Here is a 20,921-nt window from a genome sequence, read left to right on the forward strand (position 1 = left end):
TTCAGAGCCCTTATCAGGGCTGGTCAGTAACAAAGGCTTATAGCCGAAGAACAAACCACCCGTTATACGGGTGGTTTTGATTTGCGAACGTTGAATAGATTTTTTAAACGTTAGCGTTTTATCTTTAGCTCGGTGAGTCTATAATCAACGAATTTTAAAATGTGATTTCTGCCTTGCATTCTTTTTTATGTTAATATTTATATATAAGTACTACGAACAATTGAAAAGAGGACGTTTATAATGATTTATAGTATTACAGAAATTCCTTCACGTTATGCAGAAACAGATCAAATGGGTGTGATTTATCACGGTAATTACCCAACATGGTTTGAGGTTGCACGTACAGATTATATATCAAAATTAGGTTTTAGCTATAAAGCTATGGAAGAATCTGGTATTATTTCACCGGTTACAGATTTAGATATTAAGTATATAAAAACAATACAGTATCCTGAAACTGTGAAAATTAAGACATGGGTTGAAAAATATACGCGTTTAAGATCAATTTATCGTTATGAAGTATATAACGAAGTAGGTGATTTAGCGACTACTGGTTCAACTGTTTTGACTTGTATTAGAAAGGATAACTTTAAGCCTATTAGATTGGATAGATATTTTCCTGAATGGCATGCAATGTATGCCGATGTAGATAAAAGAAATCAAGCAGGAGAAACATTTGAAGTGAAAAATGGCATACTTTAATATAGTTGTAGTTAAATGTATAAATGCATAATTAAGTGTATGCGTATGTATTTATATACAATGATTGATTTGCAATGTGTTTTTGAAATGTACACAAGATTATCAAAATGATAAATAAAAAGAGCCTGGAATGGAACCAGGCTCTTTTTAAGTATATATTTATATATGAATGATCAATTGTGTTATGTGAATTGAGTTCTATTATTATTTAGCAGAATATGAAATTTCATCGACACTATCATTGACGTCTATGAATAAATCATGGTCTTCAAAATACCATAAGTCTTTTTCTGCAATTACTACATCTAAGCCGTCAAAATGATTTTCGTAACCAATTTCTACATCATCTTTTTGATCAACACTGAATGCAGGGCTAAATCCTTGTTTTAATTGGAATTCTCCACCATAGCGAACGAAAAATTGTAAGACTTTGTTATCTTCAGGTAAATCAAGTTCATCTTTAAACCAAGATACAGCGTTATCTGAAAGTTTTATATCCATAATAAAAGTCCCCTCTCATTTCACAAGTTTAAAACTTGTGACCATTGGTTACTAATTTTTAAATTAGTACTATATCTATTACCCAAATTTGAGTAACAATAAAAGTAGTATAACATAATTAAGTATTATTTTCTTTAAATTCAAATTGTTCAATATGTTTTAGGGTGAGGGCAAAGAATTTTTAAAAATGTTGTGAATTAGTGTGACATAATTAAGACTATTATAATATTCTGAAGTGTATATTGTTATTTTAGTGAATAAAAAAATAGTGAAACAGAAGTCTATGTTAAAGATTTCTGTTTCACTATGTTGGGAAACTGGCTAATAAACAAGTTTTTGTGTTGTCGTTTTCTATTAGCCAAATATTCGTTTCTACTTTTCAATAGTTGAGACATAAGAATATCTCAGACTGAGCAATGTTTGCTATTTTTTTTATTGATTGCTAATGACTTTTGTAATAGTTACATCCATTTAATTTTTGGCTCTTCGCCTTTAAAAATCCTCACGATATTTGTTCGATGTCTAAATATTAATAAGACGCCTACACCGAAACTCACGACTAATAAGATATAATCACGAATTAACAGCGCACCGATAACACAACAGATTGATGCTATGATACTCGAAAGTGATACATACTTTGTTAAATAAAGTATGCCAAAGAAAATCGCTGCTAAAATGAGTAATAGTAGAGGATTGATTCCAAGTATCACACCTGCACTTGTGGCAACTGCTTTTCCACCTTTAAATCCAAGGTAAATTGGATACACATGGCCTAGAATTGCAAATGCGCCTACGATGAGTCCATTTGTGAAAAATGTACTAATAGCACCATCTGCATGTACTGGTAACCAAAGTGGTAAGAATACAACAATAAATCCTTTAAATATATCTAAAAATGTAACTAGGAATCCTGCAGGTTTACCTAACACTCTAAAACTATTTGTTGCTCCTGTATTCCCACTACCAAATTGTCTAATATCTTTTTTGAAAAATAATTTACCTATTACATAGCCACTTGGGAAAGCACCAATGAGATAACTTAAAATTAACATGATTATTATCATCACCATACATAATCCACATCCTTTAATGACATTAAAATTATTTTACCACATATGACCACGGTTAGACGAACAAAAATTTATAACTGTAGTAAAACACGGTTCAAATATAATTTGATACTTGCAATTTATCAAGATTTATATAAGAATAACTAATGTATAGTTTTAAAAACGAACGTACGTTTGTAGGAGGGCGAAACGATTGGCAATGAACAAACAAAATAATTATTCGGATGATTCCATTCAGGTTTTGGAAGGGCTAGAAGCTGTTAGAAAAAGACCTGGTATGTATATTGGTTCTACCGATAAAAGAGGATTACATCATTTAGTGTATGAAGTTGTCGATAATTCCGTCGATGAAGTATTAAACGGCTTTGGTAATGAAATAGCAGTTACAATAAATAAAGATGAAAGTATTACTATAGAAGATGATGGACGTGGGATGCCGACTGGTATTCATACATCGGGCAAACCAACTGTTCAAGTAATATTTACAGTACTTCATGCAGGCGGTAAATTTGGACAAGGTGGATATAAAACTTCAGGAGGTTTACATGGTGTAGGTGCATCAGTCGTAAACGCATTAAGTGAATGGTTAGAAGTAGAAATTTACAGAGATGGTGCTATTTATAAACAACGATTCAGTCAAGGTGGTATACCAGCTACAGGCTTAGAAAAACTAGGGAAAACTAAAAAAACAGGTACTAAAGTTACCTTTAAACCAGATGCTGAAATTTTCAAATCAGCAACCTCTTTTAACTATGACGTGCTAAGCGAACGTTTACAAGAATCAGCATTTTTGCTTAAAAATCTTAGAATTACGCTTAAGGATTTAAGATCTGGTAAAGAAAGAGAAGATGTATTCCATTATGAAGATGGCATTAAAGAATTTGTAAGTTATGTAAATGAAGGGAAAGAAGTGTTACATGATGTAGCAAATTTTGTTGGAACTGCTAATGGAATAGAAGTAGAGGTCGCATTTCAATATAATGATCAATATTCGGAGAGTATCTTAAGTTTTGTCAATAATGTACGTACTAAAGATGGCGGTACGCATGAAGTTGGCTTTAAAACAGCCATGACGAGAGTATTTAATGACTATGCTAGACGTATTAATGAATTGAAAGAAAAAGATAAGAATCTAGATGGTAATGATATACGTGAAGGTTTGACAGCGATTATTTCTATTCGTATTCCAGAAGAATTATTACAATTTGAAGGACAAACTAAGTCTAAGTTAGGCACGCCTGAAGCGAGAAGTGCAGTAGATTCTGTTGTATCTGAAAAATTACCTTATTATTTAGAAGAAAAAGGACAATTGTCAAAAGCACTCGTTAAAAAAGCATTAAAAGCCCAGCAAGCAAGAGAGGCAGCACGTAAAGCAAGAGAAGATGCGCGATCTGGTAAGAAAAATAAGCGGAAAGATACGTTGTTATCAGGAAAATTAACACCTGCACAAAGTAAGAATACAGAGAAAAAAGAACTGTATTTAGTTGAGGGTGATTCAGCTGGCGGTTCTGCAAAATTGGGACGTGACCGCAAATATCAAGCGATTTTACCATTAAGAGGTAAAGTTATAAACACTGAAAAAGCACGTTTAGAAGATATTTTTAAAAATGAAGAGATTAACACGATTATCCACACAATAGGTGCAGGTGTAGGTAATGAATTTAAATTAGAAGATAGCAATTATAACCGCGTCATTATAATGACAGATGCTGATACTGATGGTGCGCACATTCAAGTGCTTTTACTAACATTTTTCTTTAAATATATGAAACCTTTAGTAGAAGCAGGAAGAGTATTTATAGCCTTACCGCCATTATACAAACTGGAAAAAGGTAAAGGTGCTTCTAAGAAAATAGAATATGCATGGACAGATGAAGAATTAGAAAAATTACAAAAAAAATTAGGTAAAGGATTTAGTTTACAGCGCTATAAAGGTTTAGGTGAAATGAACGCTGATCAATTATGGGAAACAACGATGAACCCAGATACAAGAACGTTGATTCGAGTACAAGTTGATGATGAGTTACGTTCATCGAAACGCGTAACAACTTTAATGGGAGACAAAGTAGCTCCTAGACGTGAGTGGATTGAAAACCACGTTGAATTTGGTCTTCAAGAAGATCAAAGTATTCTGGATAACAATGAAATTCAAATACTAGAACAGGATTATTCTGATGAGGAGGAAATGAATTGAGTGAAATAATTCAAGATTTGTCGCTGGAAGATGTTATTGGCGACCGATTTGGTAGATATAGTAAATACATCATTCAAGAGCGTGCATTACCAGATGTTCGTGATGGGCTTAAACCTGTTCAAAGACGTATTTTATACGCTATGTATGCTAGTGGTAATACATTTGATAAAAATTTCCGTAAAAGTGCAAAAACAGTCGGTGATGTCATCGGACAATATCATCCGCATGGTGATTCATCTGTATATGATGCGATGGTTCGATTAAGTCAGGACTGGAAATTGCGACATGTTTTGATAGAAATGCAAGGTAATAATGGTAGTATCGATAACGATCCAGCAGCAGCTATGCGTTATACAGAAGCGAAATTAAGCAGAATTTCAGAAGAGCTATTAAGAGATATTAATAAAGAAACAGTGCCATTTATGCCTAACTACGATGATACGACAATGGAACCTATGGTTTTACCAGCTAGACTGCCACATTTGTTAATTAATGGAAGTACAGGCATATCTTCAGGTTATGCTACGGATATACCACCGCATAATCTCGCTGAAGTTATTCAAGCAACATTGAAGTATATAGATAACCCAAATATCACAGTAAGCCAGTTGATGAAGTATATCAAAGGTCCCGATTTTCCTACTGGTGGTATTATTCAAGGAATAGACGGTATTAAGAAAGCGTATGAAACCGGAAAAGGTAAAATTGTTGTGCGCTCTAAAGTTGATGTTGAAGAATTAAGAAATGGTAGAAAAGAACTCATCGTTACTGAATTACCTTATGAAGTTAATAAAAGTGCACTTGTTAAAAAGATGGATGAACTGCGAGCAGATAAAAAAGTAGATGGTATTGTAGAAGTACGTGATGAAACTGACCGTACAGGGTTACGTATTGCCATCGAATTAAAGAAAGATGTTAATAGCGAAGCGGTTGCTAATTATTTATATAAAAATACAGACTTACAAGTGGCATATAATTTTAATATGGTAGCAATAAGTGATGGTCGACCGCTTCTTATGGGTATTCGTCAATTTATAGACAGTTATCTCAATCATCAAATTGATGTAGTTACAAAGCGTACACGTTTTGAATTGGATAATGCAGAGAGTAGAATGCATATTGTAGAAGGTCTCATGAAGGCTTTGTCAATTTTAGATGAAGTTATTAAGCTCATTAGAAATTCAAAAAATAAAAAAGATGCTAAAGATAATTTAGTTTCTGAGTTTGATTTTACAGAAGCACAAGCTGAGGCGATAGTTACGTTGCAGTTATATCGTCTGACAAATACAGATATTGTACAACTACAAGAAGAACATGATGAATTAAAAGCTAAAATTACACATTTAAAAAATATATTAGATAATCATGATGCTTTGTTAAATGTTATCAAGGAAGAATTGAGCGAAATTAAAAATAAATATAAACAACAACGTTTATCTTCTATAGAAGCTGAAATCAGTGAAATTAAGATTGATAAAGAAGTTATGGTGCCAAGTGAAAATGTGATTATGAGTATTACGAAACATGGTTACATTAAACGAACATCGTTACGTAGCTTTAATGCAAGTGGTGTAGAGGAGCTAGGTGTGAAAGATGGCGATGCAATGCTCAAATACCAAGAAGTCAATACATTAGACACAGCATTAGTATTTACGAATAAAGGCAGACATCTTTATATTCCAGTTCATAAACTTTCAGAGATTAAGTGGAAAGATTTAGGACAGCATGTATCACAGATTGTACCCATTGATGAAGGCGAGCATGTTATCGATGTTTACTGTGAAAATGATTTTAGACCAGACGCATTTTATATTTTAGCTACGCGCAATGGCATGATTAAGAAAAGCAATGTCTCTATGTTTAAAACATCAAGATATAACAAACCACTTGTTTCTATGAAACTAAAAGATAATGATGAAGTGATAAATGTAATGAGATTAGATGAACCTCAAGCGATTACCGTGCTAACACACAAAGGTATGTCATTAACTTACAGTAGTGAAGAGTTATCAGATACAGGACTTAGAGCCGCTGGTGTTAAATCGATTAATCTTAAAAGTGAAGACTTTGTTGTCTTAACCCAAATCGTTAATGAAAAAAATACGATCTTGATGGCAACACAACGAGGTTCATTAAAACGCATAGGATTCAATATTTTACAAAATGCCAAACGTGCACAACGTGGTATTACTTTATTAAAAGAGCTTAAAAAATCACCGCATCGCATCGTAGCAGCTAACGTTGTGCAGCCAGATCATACGATTTATACAATATATTCAAAACAACATGAAGAAAGTGGCAATATTAAAGATATTCATTTATCAGAACAATATACTAATGGCAGCTTTGTAGTAGATGTTAAAGAGTTTGGCGACGTTGTTAGTATGATTGTTAAATAACTTTAATTTTAAAATTTTGTTAGTAAATACAACAATATAATGATAAAATACCTATAAGGTGTAACAAAAATGAAGCAAGAGATTTATAGCAATGTGAAAAAGTTTAGTGCAAGGCGTAATGTTTTATACTGAACTGATTCATTCATTTTCATGTCTACATAAGCATTGAATTTTGTTTATAAACATGAATGCGACTATAAATCTCTTGATTTTACTATGAAAATTAAATTGTATAGATGAGAGGGATTAAATTGAGCAATTTTGATAGTTTGATTCCGGATTGGTTCAAAGCATTTGTTCAAGTCGGGAATGATTTAATCTGGTCACAATACTTAATTGGACTATTAATCACAGCAGGTATATTTTTTACTATTGGATCTAAGTTCGTACAATTAAGATGGATACCGGAAATGTTTCGAGCAATTGGAGAAAAACCTGAAACGTTAGAAAATGGGAAAAAAGGTATTTCACCATTCCAAGCATTCGCGATTAGTGCAGGTTCTCGTGTTGGCACAGGTAATATAGCCGGTGTAGCGACAGCAATTGTATTAGGCGGTCCTGGTGCAGTATTCTGGATGTGGATTATTGCTTTTATCGGAGCAGCCAGTGCATTTATTGAAGCAACGCTTGCGCAAGTGTACAAGGTACCTGATGAAGAAGGTGGTTATCGTGGAGGACCAGCTTATTACATAACTAAGGGACTCAATCAAAAATGGTTAGGCATTGTGTTTGCGGTGCTAATCACAGTGACATTTGCATTTGTTTTTAATACAGTACAATCAAACACAATAGCTGAATCATTAAAAACGCAATATAATGTAAGTCCTATTATAACGGGTGTAATCTTAGCTATTATTACTGCTATTATTATATTTGGTGGGGTAAGAAGTATTGCAACATTATCTTCGATTATTGTACCTGTGATGGCAATTATATATATAGGATTAGTTGCTGTAATATTAATATTTAACTATGATCAAATCATACCGATGATTGCAACTATAATTAAAAATGCATTTGGATTTGAACAAGCAACGGGAGGCGCGATTGGAGCAGCCGTTCTGCAAGGTATAAAACGTGGCTTGTTCTCAAACGAAGCTGGTATGGGTTCTGCGCCAAATGCTGCTGCTACTGCTGCAGCGCCACATCCAGTTAAACAAGGTTTAATCCAATCATTGGGCGTATTTTTTGATACGATGCTAGTATGTACAGCAACGGCGATCATGATTTTATTATATACAGGATTAGAATTTGGAGAGAATGCAGCACAAGGCGTTGCAGTTACACAATCAGCTTTAAATGAACACTTAGGTAGTGCAGGCGGTATTTTCTTAACGATTGCTATCACTTTATTTGCATTTTCTTCGGTTATTGGTAATTACTACTATGGTCAATCGAACATGGAATTTTTATGGGAAAATAAAACAGTATTATTTATTTTCAGATGTTTAGTTGTTGTACTTGTCTTCGTCGGTGCTGTTGTGAAAACTGAAACGGTATGGAGTACAGCAGATGTGTTTATGGGTCTAATGGCCATCGTTAACTTAGTTGCTATTATTGGTTTATCTAACATTGCTTTTGCAGTTATGAATGATTACCAACGTCAACGTAAAGCTGGCAAAAAACCTGTATTTAAACCTGAAGAGTTAGAAATTAACTTGTTTGGTATTGAGAGTTGGGGAATGAAGAAGAAATAATTGTATTTAAACATTAATGCAAAGATTTGAATTTTCTTCAACATCATTATCATAGTTTCTTTAATAATAATTCATATATAAGCAGTAATATAAAATGGATGATAAACATTTGATTTTATATTACTGCTTTTTAATATACATTTTTATATTTTAATATAATATACTTATATCGTATTAATACATATTGTTCGTTGCTATTATTAGGATGTTTAGTTAATTTTTAATAAAACATGGCAAAATATATGTTTGGTAAATGGTCATTGTGTTATGATTAACATTAGTTATTTTAAATATTGAACGTTATGTATTGTATTACAAAGGTGCATTATTTTTTGCTATGCGCTAAATAAGCAATATATTTTGAAAAATAAGGTTTGGTGATGTTATGTCAAATGAAGATAATTTAAAACAAGAAACGACATCTAAGAAAAATAGATTAAAACTAAGTTTCCCTGAAACACGCTTTATGAAATTTTTAGGTGGCAAAGATTTAGTTTTTGCTTTGCTTATATTAATATTTATTGGCTGTGCTATTTTTATATTTGATCAAGTTTCTTATATTTTTAAACCATTTATAATTGTTTTTAATACAATTGTAGCACCGATTATTGTATCGATTATATTATATTATCTATTTAACCCATTAGTTAATTTGATGGAACGGTATAATATTTCAAGACTTTGGGGTGTAATCATATTATTCTTAGTCATTATTGGTGTTATTGCGCTAGCAATTAATTTATTAATACCTGTAATTGGTGCTCAGTTTAAAAGTTTTGGAAATAACTTCCCGTACTATGTAGATAAGGTTAATAAATTTATAGATAGTGTAACGAAATACTCTTTAATTTCTAATTTTTATGGTCAAATTCAAGATCAATTAGATTCATTGGCTAAAAAATTACCTTCAATGGTGTCTGATTACTTTAATGGTTTTGGTTCTAAAGTTAAAAATTTTGCTGAAGCATTAGTGAATGTTGGTGTGGTAATTGCTACAACACCATTTGTTTTATTCTTTATGTTAAAAGATGGGCACCGCTTCAAAGAGTTTTCAACAAACTTAATGCCCCCTAAATTTAGAAAAGACTTTCATGATTTGTTAGATAAAATGAGTCTACAAGTTGGTTCTTATATCCAAGGACAAATTATTGTATCGTTTTGTATTGGTATATTATTATTTATCGGATATAGTATCATCGGTTTAGACTACAGTTTAATTTTAGCTTCAATAGCTGCAGTTACTAGTGTTGTTCCATATATTGGTCCAACGATTGCGATATCACCAGCAATTATTATTGCTTTAATTACTTCACCAATTATGTTGTTGAAGTTAGTGATAGTTTGGACGGCTGTCCAATTTATTGAAGGGCATTTTATTTCTCCAAATATCATGGGTAAAACATTGAAAATTCACCCACTTACAATTATATTCATCTTATTAAGTGCAGGTAATTTATTAGGTGTTGTCGGTGTCATTTTAGGTATTCCTGCTTATGCAATATTGAAAGTACTAGTTTCACATTTATATACAATGTACAAACGTCGTTATAACAAATATTATGGTGATGATGCAGGAGAATATGAAATTACTTCTGATGAAGAAATTCGTAAAAGTTAAATTATAAATAATGTACGACAGAGGCTGGGACAAATCAATTGTCTCAGCCTCTTATCATAACCGAAGTGGAATGACATGTTGTTAAGTGATTTGATATATTAAGATACTTTTTATTGTTGTGCATATAAAATGAAAGTATGTCTATATTTTTTGTAACTGAGTGTGTGGTCTAACAATATTGTAATATTTAACTCGTATAAAAATTATTTATAAAAAATAAAAATTGTGCTATATTTTAAATGTTATATGAATATAGAAAAGTGATGTGAACACATGTCAAAGAAGCTAGTAAATAAAATATTAACGATAATGAAAGTTTTATTTGCACTTTCATTATTTATATTTGTTGTTTTTACTTTATATAAAGAACTAGCAAATATAAATTTAAAAGAAACGATTCATTCTATAAAAGATATTAATAGTGTATGGTTGGTTGTGCTTTTTTTGAGTGGTGGTCTAGCTATACTGGTATTATCAATGTATGATGTGATTTTAGCTAAAGCATTACACTTGAAGATATCTTTAGTTAAAACTGTACGTATAGGATATATTGTAAATGCTTTGAACGCAGTATTGGGCTTTGGAGGATTCATAGGAGCGAGTGTAAGATTTTTATTATATAAAGATACTACAGAAGATAAAAAAGCATTACTGCATACTATTTCTATTGTTTTAATCTCCATGTTGACGGGTTTAAGTATGCTTTCTATTTTAGTAGTATTTCATGTGTTTGATGTTAGACATGTATTTAGTCCGTTCCCTTGGGTTAGATGGTTAATGTATGTTGTTGCGTTGTTTTTGCCTATTTTTATTTTTATTACAATTTGGAAACCAGTAAATAAAGAAAGTAAATTGACTGGAATTTATTGCACCATTGTTTCTAGTATTGAATGGATGATTGCTTCTGCAGTATTATATATGGCATTATTAATTGTTGGTATACAGGTGCATTTTTCTGTATTTATGGGAATATTTATCATTGGTGCATTATCAGGGTTAATCAGTTTTATTCCTGGAGGATTTGGTACATTTGATTTGGTACTATTACTAGGATTGAAAAGTTTAAATATTCCAGAAGAAAAAATTATTTTAGCTTTATTGCTATACAGGTTTGCTTATTACTTATTTCCTGTCTTAATTGCCCTTATTCTCTCAACATTTGAATTTAGAAATACGGCGAAACGTTATTTGGATGATTCTAAAATTATGATACCTGTGAAAGATATGTCATCACTTTTAGCATCTTATCAAAAAGATATCTTAACTAGGATACCAGCATTTTCCATTGCATTGTTACTTTTATTTACGAGTGTTTTATTTTTCTTTAATAACATTACAATAATTTATGATGGGTTATATAGTAATAACCATGCGTTTTATTATATTATCGCTTCTATTCATACATGTGCATGCCTATTACTATTGTTAAATGTGATAGGTGTATATCATTTATCTAAGAGAGCACTTTTGTTTGCAATTTGTTCAATCATTATCATATTTAGTGTCACTGTTTATACCTATCCTTCTTTGGTACTTTTAGGTTGGTTAATTACTATGTTTGTAATGCTCGTTGTATTTTATAGAAGCGCACGTGTCATAAAGCGTCCGTTTAGATATACGAAACTATTGTCTAGTGTAATTATTGGGACTCTTGTGTTATTCATTAATCATGTGTTTATAAAAAATACATTTTACACTTTAGATGTTTATCATATAGAAGTAGATACGTCTCTTTTGAGATATTATTTTTGGTTCACGATTATTACAGTAGCAATTATAGTTAGTGTTGTTGTGTGGTGGTTTGAAGCAAGATTCAAATCTGCAGGCAGCGGTCAAAAACTAGAACAATGTGAAACGATTATTCAGAAATTTGGTGGAAATTATTTAAGTCATCTCATATACAGTGGTGATAAGAAGTTTTTCTTTAATGAACAACAAGACGCATTTGTGATGTATCGTTATAAGGGGAATGCCTATATTGTTTTAGGTGACCCCATTGGAAATAGCGCTTCGTTCCATGAGTTGCTCGAAAGATTTTATAATGAAGCTCAATATTTAGGTTACGACATTATTTTCTATCAAGTCTCTGATAAATATATGTCAATTTATCATGATTTTGGAAATCAGTTTTTTAAATTAGGTGAAGAAGCCATTATTGATTTATCAACTTTCACTACTTCAGGTAAAAAGAAGCGTGGTTTACGTGCTACTTTAAATAAGTTAGATGATTTGGGGTGTACTTTTGAGATATTAGAACCTCCTTTTTCAAAAAACGTTTTTGATGAATTAAAACAAATAAGCGATGATTGGTTATCAGGCTCTACAGAAATGCAATTTTCAGTAGGACATTTTAGTGAACATTATATATCGAAGGCGCCGATCGGAGTTATTAAAGATAAAGAGAATGCTATAATTGGTTTTTGTACATTTATGCCTGTTAATGATAATTCAACTGTGTCTATTGATTTAATACGTTGGAAATCAGATACCTCCTTACCTCTGATGGATAGTTTATATCTTCATATGCTGTTATGGGCTAAGGCAAATGAGTATCAATACTTTAATATGGGCATGGCTACACTGTCTAATGTGGGTAAAGTACCTTTTTCTTTCTATAGAGAAAGACTTGCAGGTAGAGTATTTGAGCATTTCAATGGATTATATAGATTTCAAGGATTAAGACGTTATAAAGAAAAGTTTAATCCCAATTGGCAGCCAAGGTTCTTAGTGTATCGTAAAGATAACTCATTGTGGGTAAGTATGACAAAAGTCATGCGTGTAGTTAGAAAAAAATAATAAAACAAAACAACCAACAATCCCGTTAATGATTGTTGGTTGTTTTTTGGAGTTATAGTTTTTAATGGTTTTTGTAGTTAACGCCGGAGAAGTTATTAACTACTTTTTAATAAACTAACGATATACTTTCTAAATATCATTTTGACTCTAACTATATTTATGAATTTCTAGTTACCCTTTGTTCAAGGTGTATTTATAATATATCATCATTAGAAAACGCTTTCAACATCATGATATCATCTTATTTGAATAAAAATTAACATTTTATATAGTTGGTTTCATTTTGAAATATAATTATGCTTTTACACTGTAGTAACATTAGCTTTTTGAATTATTTTCATTTGTTATATTATTAATATACATTTAAAATTTCAATATAATGTAGTAATATGTAAATATTAATGTTTGCAGAGTGAACAATGGGGTGGGGAAATGAAAAAAGTTATAATTAGTTTGGTAATCGTGATGCTTTTAGTTGCGTTAACACTCTCAATTAAATCGTTATATGATAACATACATACAAATTACAAAGGTTCAAATCAATCTGCTCAAAACGAAAAATTTAAACAGGAGAAAAAGACCAAGTATAAATTGCCTAAGATCAATGTTTTGTCACAACAATTCAGTGAAAATTTTATGAATAGTGATGTAAGAAATCATTATATGCACGTTTCTAAAGGCATGGACAAACACAAAGTTGAAACATACTTTGGTGATAGTGAAAAAACAATACAAATTGCTAATATGAAATCACATAAATATGGTGACATGGCTTTTTTATTCAAAAATAATAAAGTTCAACGAATTTTTGTTGTACCTGATAATGTTACTATTGAATCATTTTCGCAAGTACATGGTTATAGAGTACACAATAATCACAATGGTACGATGATATACGATGATAATCCATCCAATTATTTCTCTGTTAAAGTATATTTTGATTCAAATAAAAAGGTGAAAGCAATAGAGAATATAGATCAAGTGTCTACTATAAAATAAATTTATAATGTGAGAAAATAAAAATTTTATTATCAGCATAAAGGGCTTATCCGAACTACTGGATGAGTCTTTTTTATTTGAATTTTACGATATGACAGAAATATATTTTAAAAACATAATGAGGTAAGCGCTAAATAAAAATTTGTATAAGTACGAATTTAATATAACTGATTTCAACTGCTTATATAATTATTTAATAGAAAAGTTAACGCTAATTTTTTGATCATAAAATAAAAAATTATTTATACTGCTGATTTGATTACTATAAATTATCGTTTTCGTGTTATATAAATAAATTAAAAAAATATAGGATATTAAATATTACAATAATTAAATTTTCAAATAAACTATCAAAATGTAAATGATTATGATAATATGAAAACGGTTACAAAAATAGAGGTGATTTTTATAGTTACAATTAAAGAAGTAGCTAAGTTAGCTGGTTGTTCAGTAGCAACGGTATCTAGAGTGATAAATAATAATGGATATGTCAAAGCTCAAACAAAAATACAAATTGAACGTGCGATTCATGAGCTTAACTATCAACCTAATGAAGCAGCACGTACATTATATAAACGTAAGTCAAAAATGATTGGCTTATTATTACCAGATATCAGTAATCCTTTTTTTACACTTATAGCAAGAGGTGTTGAAGATATAGCGCTTGCGCACGGTTTTCAAGTTTTAATTGGAAATAGTGATAACGATGTTGATAAGGCGAAAGAGTATTTATTCACTTTCAATGCTTATAATTGTGTAGGTGTTATTGCAACAGCATTTGCTGATGATCAAATTGAAAAGTTATTAGTGTCACAAGGTATTCATTATGTATTTGTAGATCGTGTTGAAAATGAAGGTAATGGTATTTCTATGAATCATTTTGAAGGCGGACAATTACAAGCTCGACTTGTGTTAGAAGGTAAAGCAAAAAATATTTTGATCCTCCATTTAGATTTGAATATACGGGCATTTAAATTAAGGACAGATGGTATTAAACAAGAATTGAATAACTATAATGTGAGCTATTATGATTGCTCAGCAGAAACATTAAATAATAAAAGTGCATTTATTTCATTAATTAAAGATTTACAGATTGATAGTATTATATGCAGCAATGATGTACTGGCAATTGAAACGATGGGCCTTGTTCAACAATTTCAATTGAAAGTTCCCGAGGATATTCAAATTGTGGGCTATGATAATATACCTTTTTCTGCAATGACGTTTCCTCAAATTGCAACTATTGATCAGTCCGCATATTTTTTAGGGCAGCAAGCGGTATCAATTTTATTAAAGTTAAATAAAAATTCTATAATTGAACAACAAGATAATAGGTTAAAGTTATCAATTAAACGCAGAAATAGTATTAGATTTAAGTAGTAATGTGTAACGGGTTACATAAAATAAGATTTAACGAGAGGGGATTTAAATGTATAAAACTGGTATTTTAAATAGCGAAATTTCTAAAGTGCTTAGTGATTTAGGTCATACAGATACAATTATCATAGCTGATTGTGGACTGCCGGTACCAGATGGTGTTAAAAAAATAGATTTAGCATTAACTTTTGGACATCCATCATTTGAAGAAGTATTTAATGTAGTTAAAGAACATATGGCAATTGAACAGCTTACTATTGCAAATGAAATGATAAAACAAAATAGTGAGTTATATGTGAAATTATTAGCTGAAAATATTGATATGGTCACGGGATCTCATGAAAATTTAAAAATGTATAGTAAGGAAGCAAAAGCAATTATAAGAACAGGTGAAGCGACACCTTACGCTAATGTAATTTTATCTAGTGGTGTTTTATTTTAAGGGGTGAAAAATATGATAACGATGAATCAAATATATAAGTCATTTGGTCAAAATGATGTTTTAAGAGGTGTTGATTTTGAAATCAATGATGCAGAAGTACATGCGTTAATGGGTGAAAATGGAGCTGGTAAGAGTACGCTTATGAAAATATTAACTGGCGTATATAATGCGGATAGTGGTAATGTTTTAGAAAATGGTCAGCCAATACACTTTAAAAATACAATAGATGCTGAACAAAATGGTGTGTCGTTTATTCAGCAAGAGTTAAATATTTGGCCTAATCTTACAGTACTTGAAAATTTGTTTTTAGGAAAAGAAGAAACAAAATTTTTTGGCATTGTTGATAATAAAAAAATGAAACAACGTGCTTTGGCCATTTTTAAAAAACTAAATATTGAAATCGATTTAAATCGTATGGCAGGCACTTTATCCGTTGGTATGCAACAGATGCTTGAAATCAGTAAAGCATTAATGGAAAAATCAAAAATCATTATCATGGACGAACCTACTGCAGCCTTAACAAATAATGAAATAGATACATTATTTGAACAAATTAAAAATTTAAAAAAAGATGGCGTTTCTTTTGTATATATTTCTCATAGAATGGAAGAAATTTTTACAATTTCAGATCGTATTACAGTTATGAGAGATGGTCGTTCGATTTTAACTAAGGAAATACAAAATACGACACATGCTGAAATAGTAAAATCTATGATTGGTAGAGATTTAGATAATCAATACCCTGTTAGACAGTATCATCAAGAAGATGTTGTGCTTACTGTTGAAAATTTAGATTCAGATGAACATCATTTAAAGGATATACATTTTGATTTACATAAAGGAGAAATACTTGGCTTTAGTGGTTTGATGGGTGCGGGTCGTTCAGAAATTATGAGAGTACTCTTTGGATTAGATAAAGGGAATAAAACGATAAAACTAAATAATCAACAATTACAAATTCAAAATCCTAATCAATCTATTTCACAAGGTTTAGCTTTTATTACAGAAAATAGAAAAGAAGAAGGGTTAGTTTTACAAGATTCAATTTTAGAAAATATTACTTTACCAGCTTTAAAAAGCTTTTCAAGCTCTGGATTTTTAACACAACATGCTATGGAACAATATTCAGAACAGATGATTCAGCGTTTAAATATTAAAGGCAAAATAGGAGATATATGTGGCACTTTATCTGGTGGTAATCAACAAAAAGTTGTTTTGGCTAAATGGATTGCGACTGCACCACATGTATTAATATTAGATGAACCAACACGTGGCATCGATGTAGGTGCTAAACGAGAAATATATCAATTGATGCATGAATTAACGGACCGAGGTATGTCTATTATTATGATTTCATCAGAATTACCAGAAATTATAGGCATGAGTGATAGAGTTGCAGTTGTACATGAAGGTTCCATTGCAGGCATATTAGAAGATTCAGCTATCACGGAAGCGCGTATTATGACTTTAGCTACAGGAGGAAAATTAAATGAAGCAGTCTAAATTATCATTTTCTTATTCGTATTTAGAAAAAATTATACCTTTTATTGGTTTAATATTATTAGTTGTTATTATCAGTGTATTAAATAGTGCTTTTTTAGAGCCTTCTAATTTATTTAATTTATTAAGACAGGTTTCAATTAATGGTTTAATTGCATTTGGCATGACTTTCGTAATATTAACTGGAGGTATTGATTTATCAGTAGGATCGACACTTGCCTTATCTAGTGCATTTGTTGCGATTTTAATGGTTTCTGGTATGGATTCTATTGTAGCTTTATTTATAGGTTGCATATTTGGGGCGGTATTGGGTGCTATAAATGGCTTGCTCATCACGATAGGTAAAATGGCGCCTTTCATTGCGACATTAGCTACAATGACCGTATTTAGAGGGCTAACACTTGTTATTACAGATGGAAATCCTATTACAAATTTAAATGGTAGTTATGCATTTCAATTATTTGGTAGAGGCTACTTTTTAGGTATTCCAGTACCAGCTGTCACGATGTTTATTACATTTATCATATTATATATCCTGCTGCATAAAACTGTATTTGGTAGACAGACTTATGCTATGGGTGGTAATGAAAAGGCGGCATTTATTTCAGGGATTAAGGTCAATAAAATTAAAATAATGATTTATAGTTTAGCCGGCTTAATGTCAGCTATGGCAGGATCAATTTTAACTTCACGTTTAAATTCGGCACAACCAACTGCAGGGATGTCCTATGAATTAGATGCTATTGCAGCAGTAGTTCTTGGCGGTACTTCGCTTACAGGTGGTAAAGGACGTATAGTTGGGACGTTGATTGGTGTGTTAATTATCGGTGTTTTGAACAATGGCTTAAATTTATTAGGTGTATCTTCATTTTACCAACAAGTGGTTAAAGGTGTCGTGATTATCATTGCAGTACTTTTAGATAGAAAAAACAAATAACAGGGGGTGTTGGTATTGAAAAAGCTTTTTATAACTGTAACAGCTATATTATTATTTTTAACAGGTTGTTCACTAGAATCACCTATAGAAAAAAATGACAATGGTAAAGTAGATAAGAAAAAATCTGATGTTGTTATTGGTGTGAGTATTTCTACATTAAATAACCCTTTTTTTGTGAAAATTAAAGATGGTATTGAAAAAGAAGCGAAGAAACAAGGCGTCAAAGTTAAGTTTGCAGATGCTCAAGATGATGCAGCGAAACAAGCTAATGATATTGATGACTTAATTCAACAAAAAGTAGATTACTTGATTGTAAACCCGACAGATTCTGATGCGATATCAGGTAGTATTCAAATCGCAAATGATGAGGCAATACCAGTCATTACATTAGATAGAGATGTAGCTAAAGGGGATGTTGCTTCATTTATAGCATCGGATAATATCAAAGGCGGTGAGATGGGAGGGAAACTCATTGTTGATGAATTAGGTAAAGATGCGAAAGTAGCTGAACTTGAAGGTGTCCCAGGTGCCAGTGCTACACGTGAACGTGGTAAAGGTTTCCATAACGTCGCAGATCAATCACTTGATGTAGTTTCCAAACAAAGTGCTAAGTTTAATAGAACAGAAGGTCTAAATGTGACACAAAATATTATTCAAGCTCATCCTGAAATACAAGCTATTTTTGCTCAAAATGATGAAATGGCATTAGGTGCTGTAGAAGCGATAGGAAATAAAGACATTAAAGTCGTTGGTTTCGATGGTAATGAAGATGCGATTAAATCTGTTGAAAAAGGTAAGCTATTTGCTACAGTGGCGCAACAACCTAATTTGATGGGTGAAGAAAGTGTTAAAACGATAATGGATTTATATAATGGTAAAAAGGTTGAGAAAAAGAATAAAATTCCTTTAGAAATGAAGCGGCAGTAATTTATGTTAAAGTGCGAGTAAACAAAAAACCGGATGCAAAAGCACCGGTTTTTTTGTTTACTTATATTTTTGACGTTCTTGTTGTTCTTGAGCATATCGTTCAGGGTTTTTCTTATAAAAATCTTGGTGTTCTGCTTCAGCCTCATAAAATGTAGAAGCGGGTAATATTTTTGTTGCAATAGCTTTTTCTTTGTCTATAGTTTGTTTTAATTGTGCTACATAATCTTCAGCTACTGCTTTTTGGTCTTCGTTTGTATAAAAAATTGCTGTTTTATATTGTGATCCTCTATCTTGGAATTGTCCTCCTTCATCAGTTGGATCTATTACAGAAAAGAATATTTCTAATAATTTATTGTATGAAAATAGAGCGACATCATACTCTATTTCAACTGTTTCATAATGCCCGGTGTCACCCGTCTTAACTTCTTCATACGACGGATTATCTTTATGACCTCCCATGTAACCAGAAGTCACTTTCTCAATCCCTTCAAATGTGTCGAAAGGCTTGACCATACACCAAAAGCAACCTCCAGCGAAGTATGCTTTATTTATATTCATGTTTAACATCCTTTCCATATTAGACCTTAGTACCATATATTAAGATATTACTTGATTTTTATTCAGTTTTTATATAACTTTAATATATGTTAATTATAGTACATAGCAGTGCAATTTTGAAGATATAAGGTTGATTACATATGAATGAACATAAACACAGAAGTAAAGAAAGCACAAACACAGAAGAACAACCGACGATGCGTAGGACAAAAAAGAAAAAATTAAAAAAATTTCCAATTATAATTTTAATTATTGTAATTATTTTAGCCATTATTGTTGGCTATTCTGTGCATGGTTATAAATCAGGTATTGAATACGCAAAAGATCAGGGCAAAACGCTCAAGCAACACAAATTTAACGGTGCTAAAAAAAATGATGGAAAAATCACAATTATGGTTTTAGGTGCAGATAAAGAGCAAGGTGGTATTTCTAGAACCGACTCGATTATGATTGCACAGTATGATTATATTCATAAAAAAATGAAGATGATGTCTGTCATGCGAGATATTTATGCGGATATACCGGGAAATGGTCAACATAAAATTAATTCTGCTTATTCTATCGGTGGACCTGAACTATTGCGACAAACATTAAAGAAAAATTTAGGTATAGACCCTGAGTATTATGCAATTCTTGATTTTACTGGTTTTGAAAAAATGATTGATGAATTGGAACCTAATGGTGTTCCAATTGATGTTGAAAAAGATATGTCTAAAAATATAGGTGTGTCACTGAAGAAAGGTCATCATCGATTAAATGGTAAAGAATTATTAGGGTATGCTAGATTTAGACATGATGAAGAAGGCGATTTCGGTCGTGTAAGACGTCAGCAACAAGTCATGCAATCACTTAAACAAGAATTAGCGAGTTTGGATACGCTACCTAAATTACCTCGAGTTGCGGGTATTTTGAGAGGTTATTTAAATACAAATATGCCTGATTCTGCACTCATTCAAACTGGTTTGAATTTTGGAATACGTGGTGATAAAAAGGTAGATTCTATTACTTTACCTATACAAAACACTTATCAAGATATCCAATCACCAATGGATGGTAGTGCGTTAGAAATCGATAAAGCCAAAAATAAAAAGGAAGTACAGAAATTTTTGAATGAATAACGAGTTTAGTGAATTCATTTAAATGAGAATGGAATACAAATTTCACGCTATAAGGACTAATCCGTGTGCCAATGATATGCCAA

At 31.4% G+C, this 20,921-nt stretch carries 16 protein-coding genes; 13 read left to right on the top strand and 3 right to left on the bottom strand.

The window, feature by feature from the left end:
- Window positions 1-240: 240 nt before the first annotated feature.
- The gene (gene menI, locus AB1J10_RS12320) at window positions 241-702 is read left to right on the top strand and encodes a 1,4-dihydroxy-2-naphthoyl-CoA hydrolase MenI (RefSeq protein ID WP_046208555.1); all 462 of its coding nucleotides are present in this window, start codon (window positions 241-243) and stop codon (window positions 700-702) included.
- 204 nt (window positions 703-906) lie between these two features.
- On the opposite strand, the gene AB1J10_RS12325 is transcribed toward menI, so the two are convergent.
- Both AB1J10_RS12325 and plsY read right to left on the bottom strand, forming a co-directional pair.
- Entirely contained in the window at window positions 907-1,203 is a 297-nt protein-coding gene (locus AB1J10_RS12325) for a HesB/YadR/YfhF family protein (protein ID WP_046208554.1), read from the bottom strand.
- A 461-nt stretch (window positions 1,204-1,664) separates the two neighbouring features.
- Window positions 1,665-2,273, bottom strand: coding sequence for a glycerol-3-phosphate 1-O-acyltransferase PlsY (plsY, locus tag AB1J10_RS12330; RefSeq protein WP_046208729.1), 609 nt, complete (start codon window positions 2,271-2,273; stop codon window positions 1,665-1,667).
- 202 nt (window positions 2,274-2,475) lie between these two features.
- On the opposite strand from plsY, the gene parE reads away from it, so the two are divergent.
- The 11 genes from parE (at window position 2,476) to AB1J10_RS12385 (ending at window position 19,162) form a co-directional block, all read left to right on the top strand.
- Window positions 2,476-4,470, top strand: a complete 1,995-nt coding sequence (gene parE, locus AB1J10_RS12335; protein ID WP_164987281.1) for a DNA topoisomerase IV subunit B — start codon at window positions 2,476-2,478, stop codon at window positions 4,468-4,470.
- Complete coding sequence (gene parC, locus AB1J10_RS12340) at window positions 4,467-6,869, top strand: DNA topoisomerase IV subunit A (protein ID WP_369003134.1); 2,403 nt, start codon at window positions 4,467-4,469, stop codon at window positions 6,867-6,869. The genes parE and parC overlap by 4 nt, the downstream gene beginning before the upstream one ends.
- Before the next feature lie 251 nt (window positions 6,870-7,120).
- Entirely contained in the window at window positions 7,121-8,566 is a 1,446-nt protein-coding gene (locus AB1J10_RS12345; RefSeq protein WP_046208551.1) for an alanine/glycine:cation symporter family protein, read from the top strand.
- Window positions 8,567-8,951: 385 nt separating this feature from the next.
- Complete coding sequence (locus tag AB1J10_RS12350; RefSeq protein ID WP_064208996.1) at window positions 8,952-10,184, top strand: AI-2E family transporter; 1,233 nt, start codon at window positions 8,952-8,954, stop codon at window positions 10,182-10,184.
- A gap of 273 nt (window positions 10,185-10,457) precedes the next feature.
- Entirely contained in the window at window positions 10,458-12,980 is a 2,523-nt protein-coding gene (mprF, locus tag AB1J10_RS12355; protein ID WP_070037772.1) for a bifunctional lysylphosphatidylglycerol flippase/synthetase MprF, read from the top strand.
- Window positions 12,981-13,412: 432 nt separating this feature from the next.
- A complete protein-coding gene (locus tag AB1J10_RS12360) occupies window positions 13,413-13,979 on the top strand; it encodes a hypothetical protein (protein WP_070037768.1) in 567 nt (188 codons plus the stop codon).
- 375 nt (window positions 13,980-14,354) lie between these two features.
- Window positions 14,355-15,359 (top strand): LacI family DNA-binding transcriptional regulator, encoded by a 1,005-nt coding sequence (locus AB1J10_RS12365; protein WP_070037750.1) that lies wholly within the window; start codon window positions 14,355-14,357, stop codon window positions 15,357-15,359.
- Between the two features lie 49 nt (window positions 15,360-15,408).
- On the top strand, window positions 15,409-15,798 hold the full coding sequence (gene rbsD, locus AB1J10_RS12370) for a D-ribose pyranase (protein WP_070037747.1): 390 nt from the start codon (window positions 15,409-15,411) through the stop codon (window positions 15,796-15,798).
- 12 nt (window positions 15,799-15,810) lie between these two features.
- Window positions 15,811-17,301 carry a sugar ABC transporter ATP-binding protein gene (locus tag AB1J10_RS12375; RefSeq protein WP_064208991.1) on the top strand — a complete coding sequence of 497 codons (1,491 nt, stop codon included), beginning with the start codon at window positions 15,811-15,813 and terminating at the stop codon, window positions 17,299-17,301.
- A complete protein-coding gene (locus AB1J10_RS12380) occupies window positions 17,288-18,235 on the top strand; it encodes an ABC transporter permease (protein ID WP_070037744.1) in 948 nt (315 codons plus the stop codon). The genes AB1J10_RS12375 and AB1J10_RS12380 overlap by 14 nt, the downstream gene beginning before the upstream one ends.
- A 15-nt stretch (window positions 18,236-18,250) precedes the next feature.
- Window positions 18,251-19,162: a D-ribose ABC transporter substrate-binding protein gene (locus AB1J10_RS12385; protein ID WP_064208990.1), complete on the top strand. Its 912-nt coding sequence runs from the start codon at window positions 18,251-18,253 to the stop codon at window positions 19,160-19,162.
- Window positions 19,163-19,219: 57 nt separating this feature from the next.
- Here AB1J10_RS12385 and msrA read toward each other — a convergent pair whose 3' ends face one another.
- A complete protein-coding gene (msrA, locus tag AB1J10_RS12390; RefSeq protein ID WP_046208543.1) occupies window positions 19,220-19,720 on the bottom strand; it encodes a peptide-methionine (S)-S-oxide reductase MsrA in 501 nt (166 codons plus the stop codon).
- A gap of 140 nt (window positions 19,721-19,860) precedes the next feature.
- Here msrA and AB1J10_RS12395 point away from each other — a divergent pair, with 140 nt between their 5' ends.
- Entirely contained in the window at window positions 19,861-20,838 is a 978-nt protein-coding gene (locus AB1J10_RS12395) for an LCP family protein (protein WP_046208542.1), read from the top strand.
- Window positions 20,839-20,921: the final 83 nt, after the last annotated feature.

Origin of the sequence: Staphylococcus cohnii species complex 1663 (genome assembly GCF_041008415.1) — a bacterium.
Classification (GTDB): Bacteria; Bacillota; Bacilli; order Staphylococcales; family Staphylococcaceae; genus Staphylococcus; species Staphylococcus ureilyticus.

Coding starts and splice junctions, on each gene's coding strand:
- AB1J10_RS12375 (WP_064208991.1), top strand. CDS start 15,811: ATGATAACGATGAATCAAATATATAAGTCATTTGGTCAAAATGATGTT.
- menI (WP_046208555.1), top strand. CDS start 241: ATGATTTATAGTATTACAGAAATTCCTTCACGTTATGCAGAAACAGAT.
- AB1J10_RS12365 (WP_070037750.1), top strand. CDS start 14,355: ATGAAAACGGTTACAAAAATAGAGGTGATTTTTATAGTTACAATTAAA.
- AB1J10_RS12325 (WP_046208554.1), bottom strand. CDS start 1,203: ATGGATATAAAACTTTCAGATAACGCTGTATCTTGGTTTAAAGATGAA.
- mprF (WP_070037772.1), top strand. CDS start 10,458: ATGTCAAAGAAGCTAGTAAATAAAATATTAACGATAATGAAAGTTTTA.
- AB1J10_RS12395 (WP_046208542.1), top strand. CDS start 19,861: ATGAATGAACATAAACACAGAAGTAAAGAAAGCACAAACACAGAAGAA.
- parE (WP_164987281.1), top strand. CDS start 2,476: ATGAACAAACAAAATAATTATTCGGATGATTCCATTCAGGTTTTGGAA.
- rbsD (WP_070037747.1), top strand. CDS start 15,409: ATGTATAAAACTGGTATTTTAAATAGCGAAATTTCTAAAGTGCTTAGT.
- AB1J10_RS12380 (WP_070037744.1), top strand. CDS start 17,288: ATGAAGCAGTCTAAATTATCATTTTCTTATTCGTATTTAGAAAAAATT.
- AB1J10_RS12360 (WP_070037768.1), top strand. CDS start 13,413: ATGAAAAAAGTTATAATTAGTTTGGTAATCGTGATGCTTTTAGTTGCG.
- msrA (WP_046208543.1), bottom strand. CDS start 19,720: ATGAATATAAATAAAGCATACTTCGCTGGAGGTTGCTTTTGGTGTATG.
- AB1J10_RS12350 (WP_064208996.1), top strand. CDS start 8,952: ATGTCAAATGAAGATAATTTAAAACAAGAAACGACATCTAAGAAAAAT.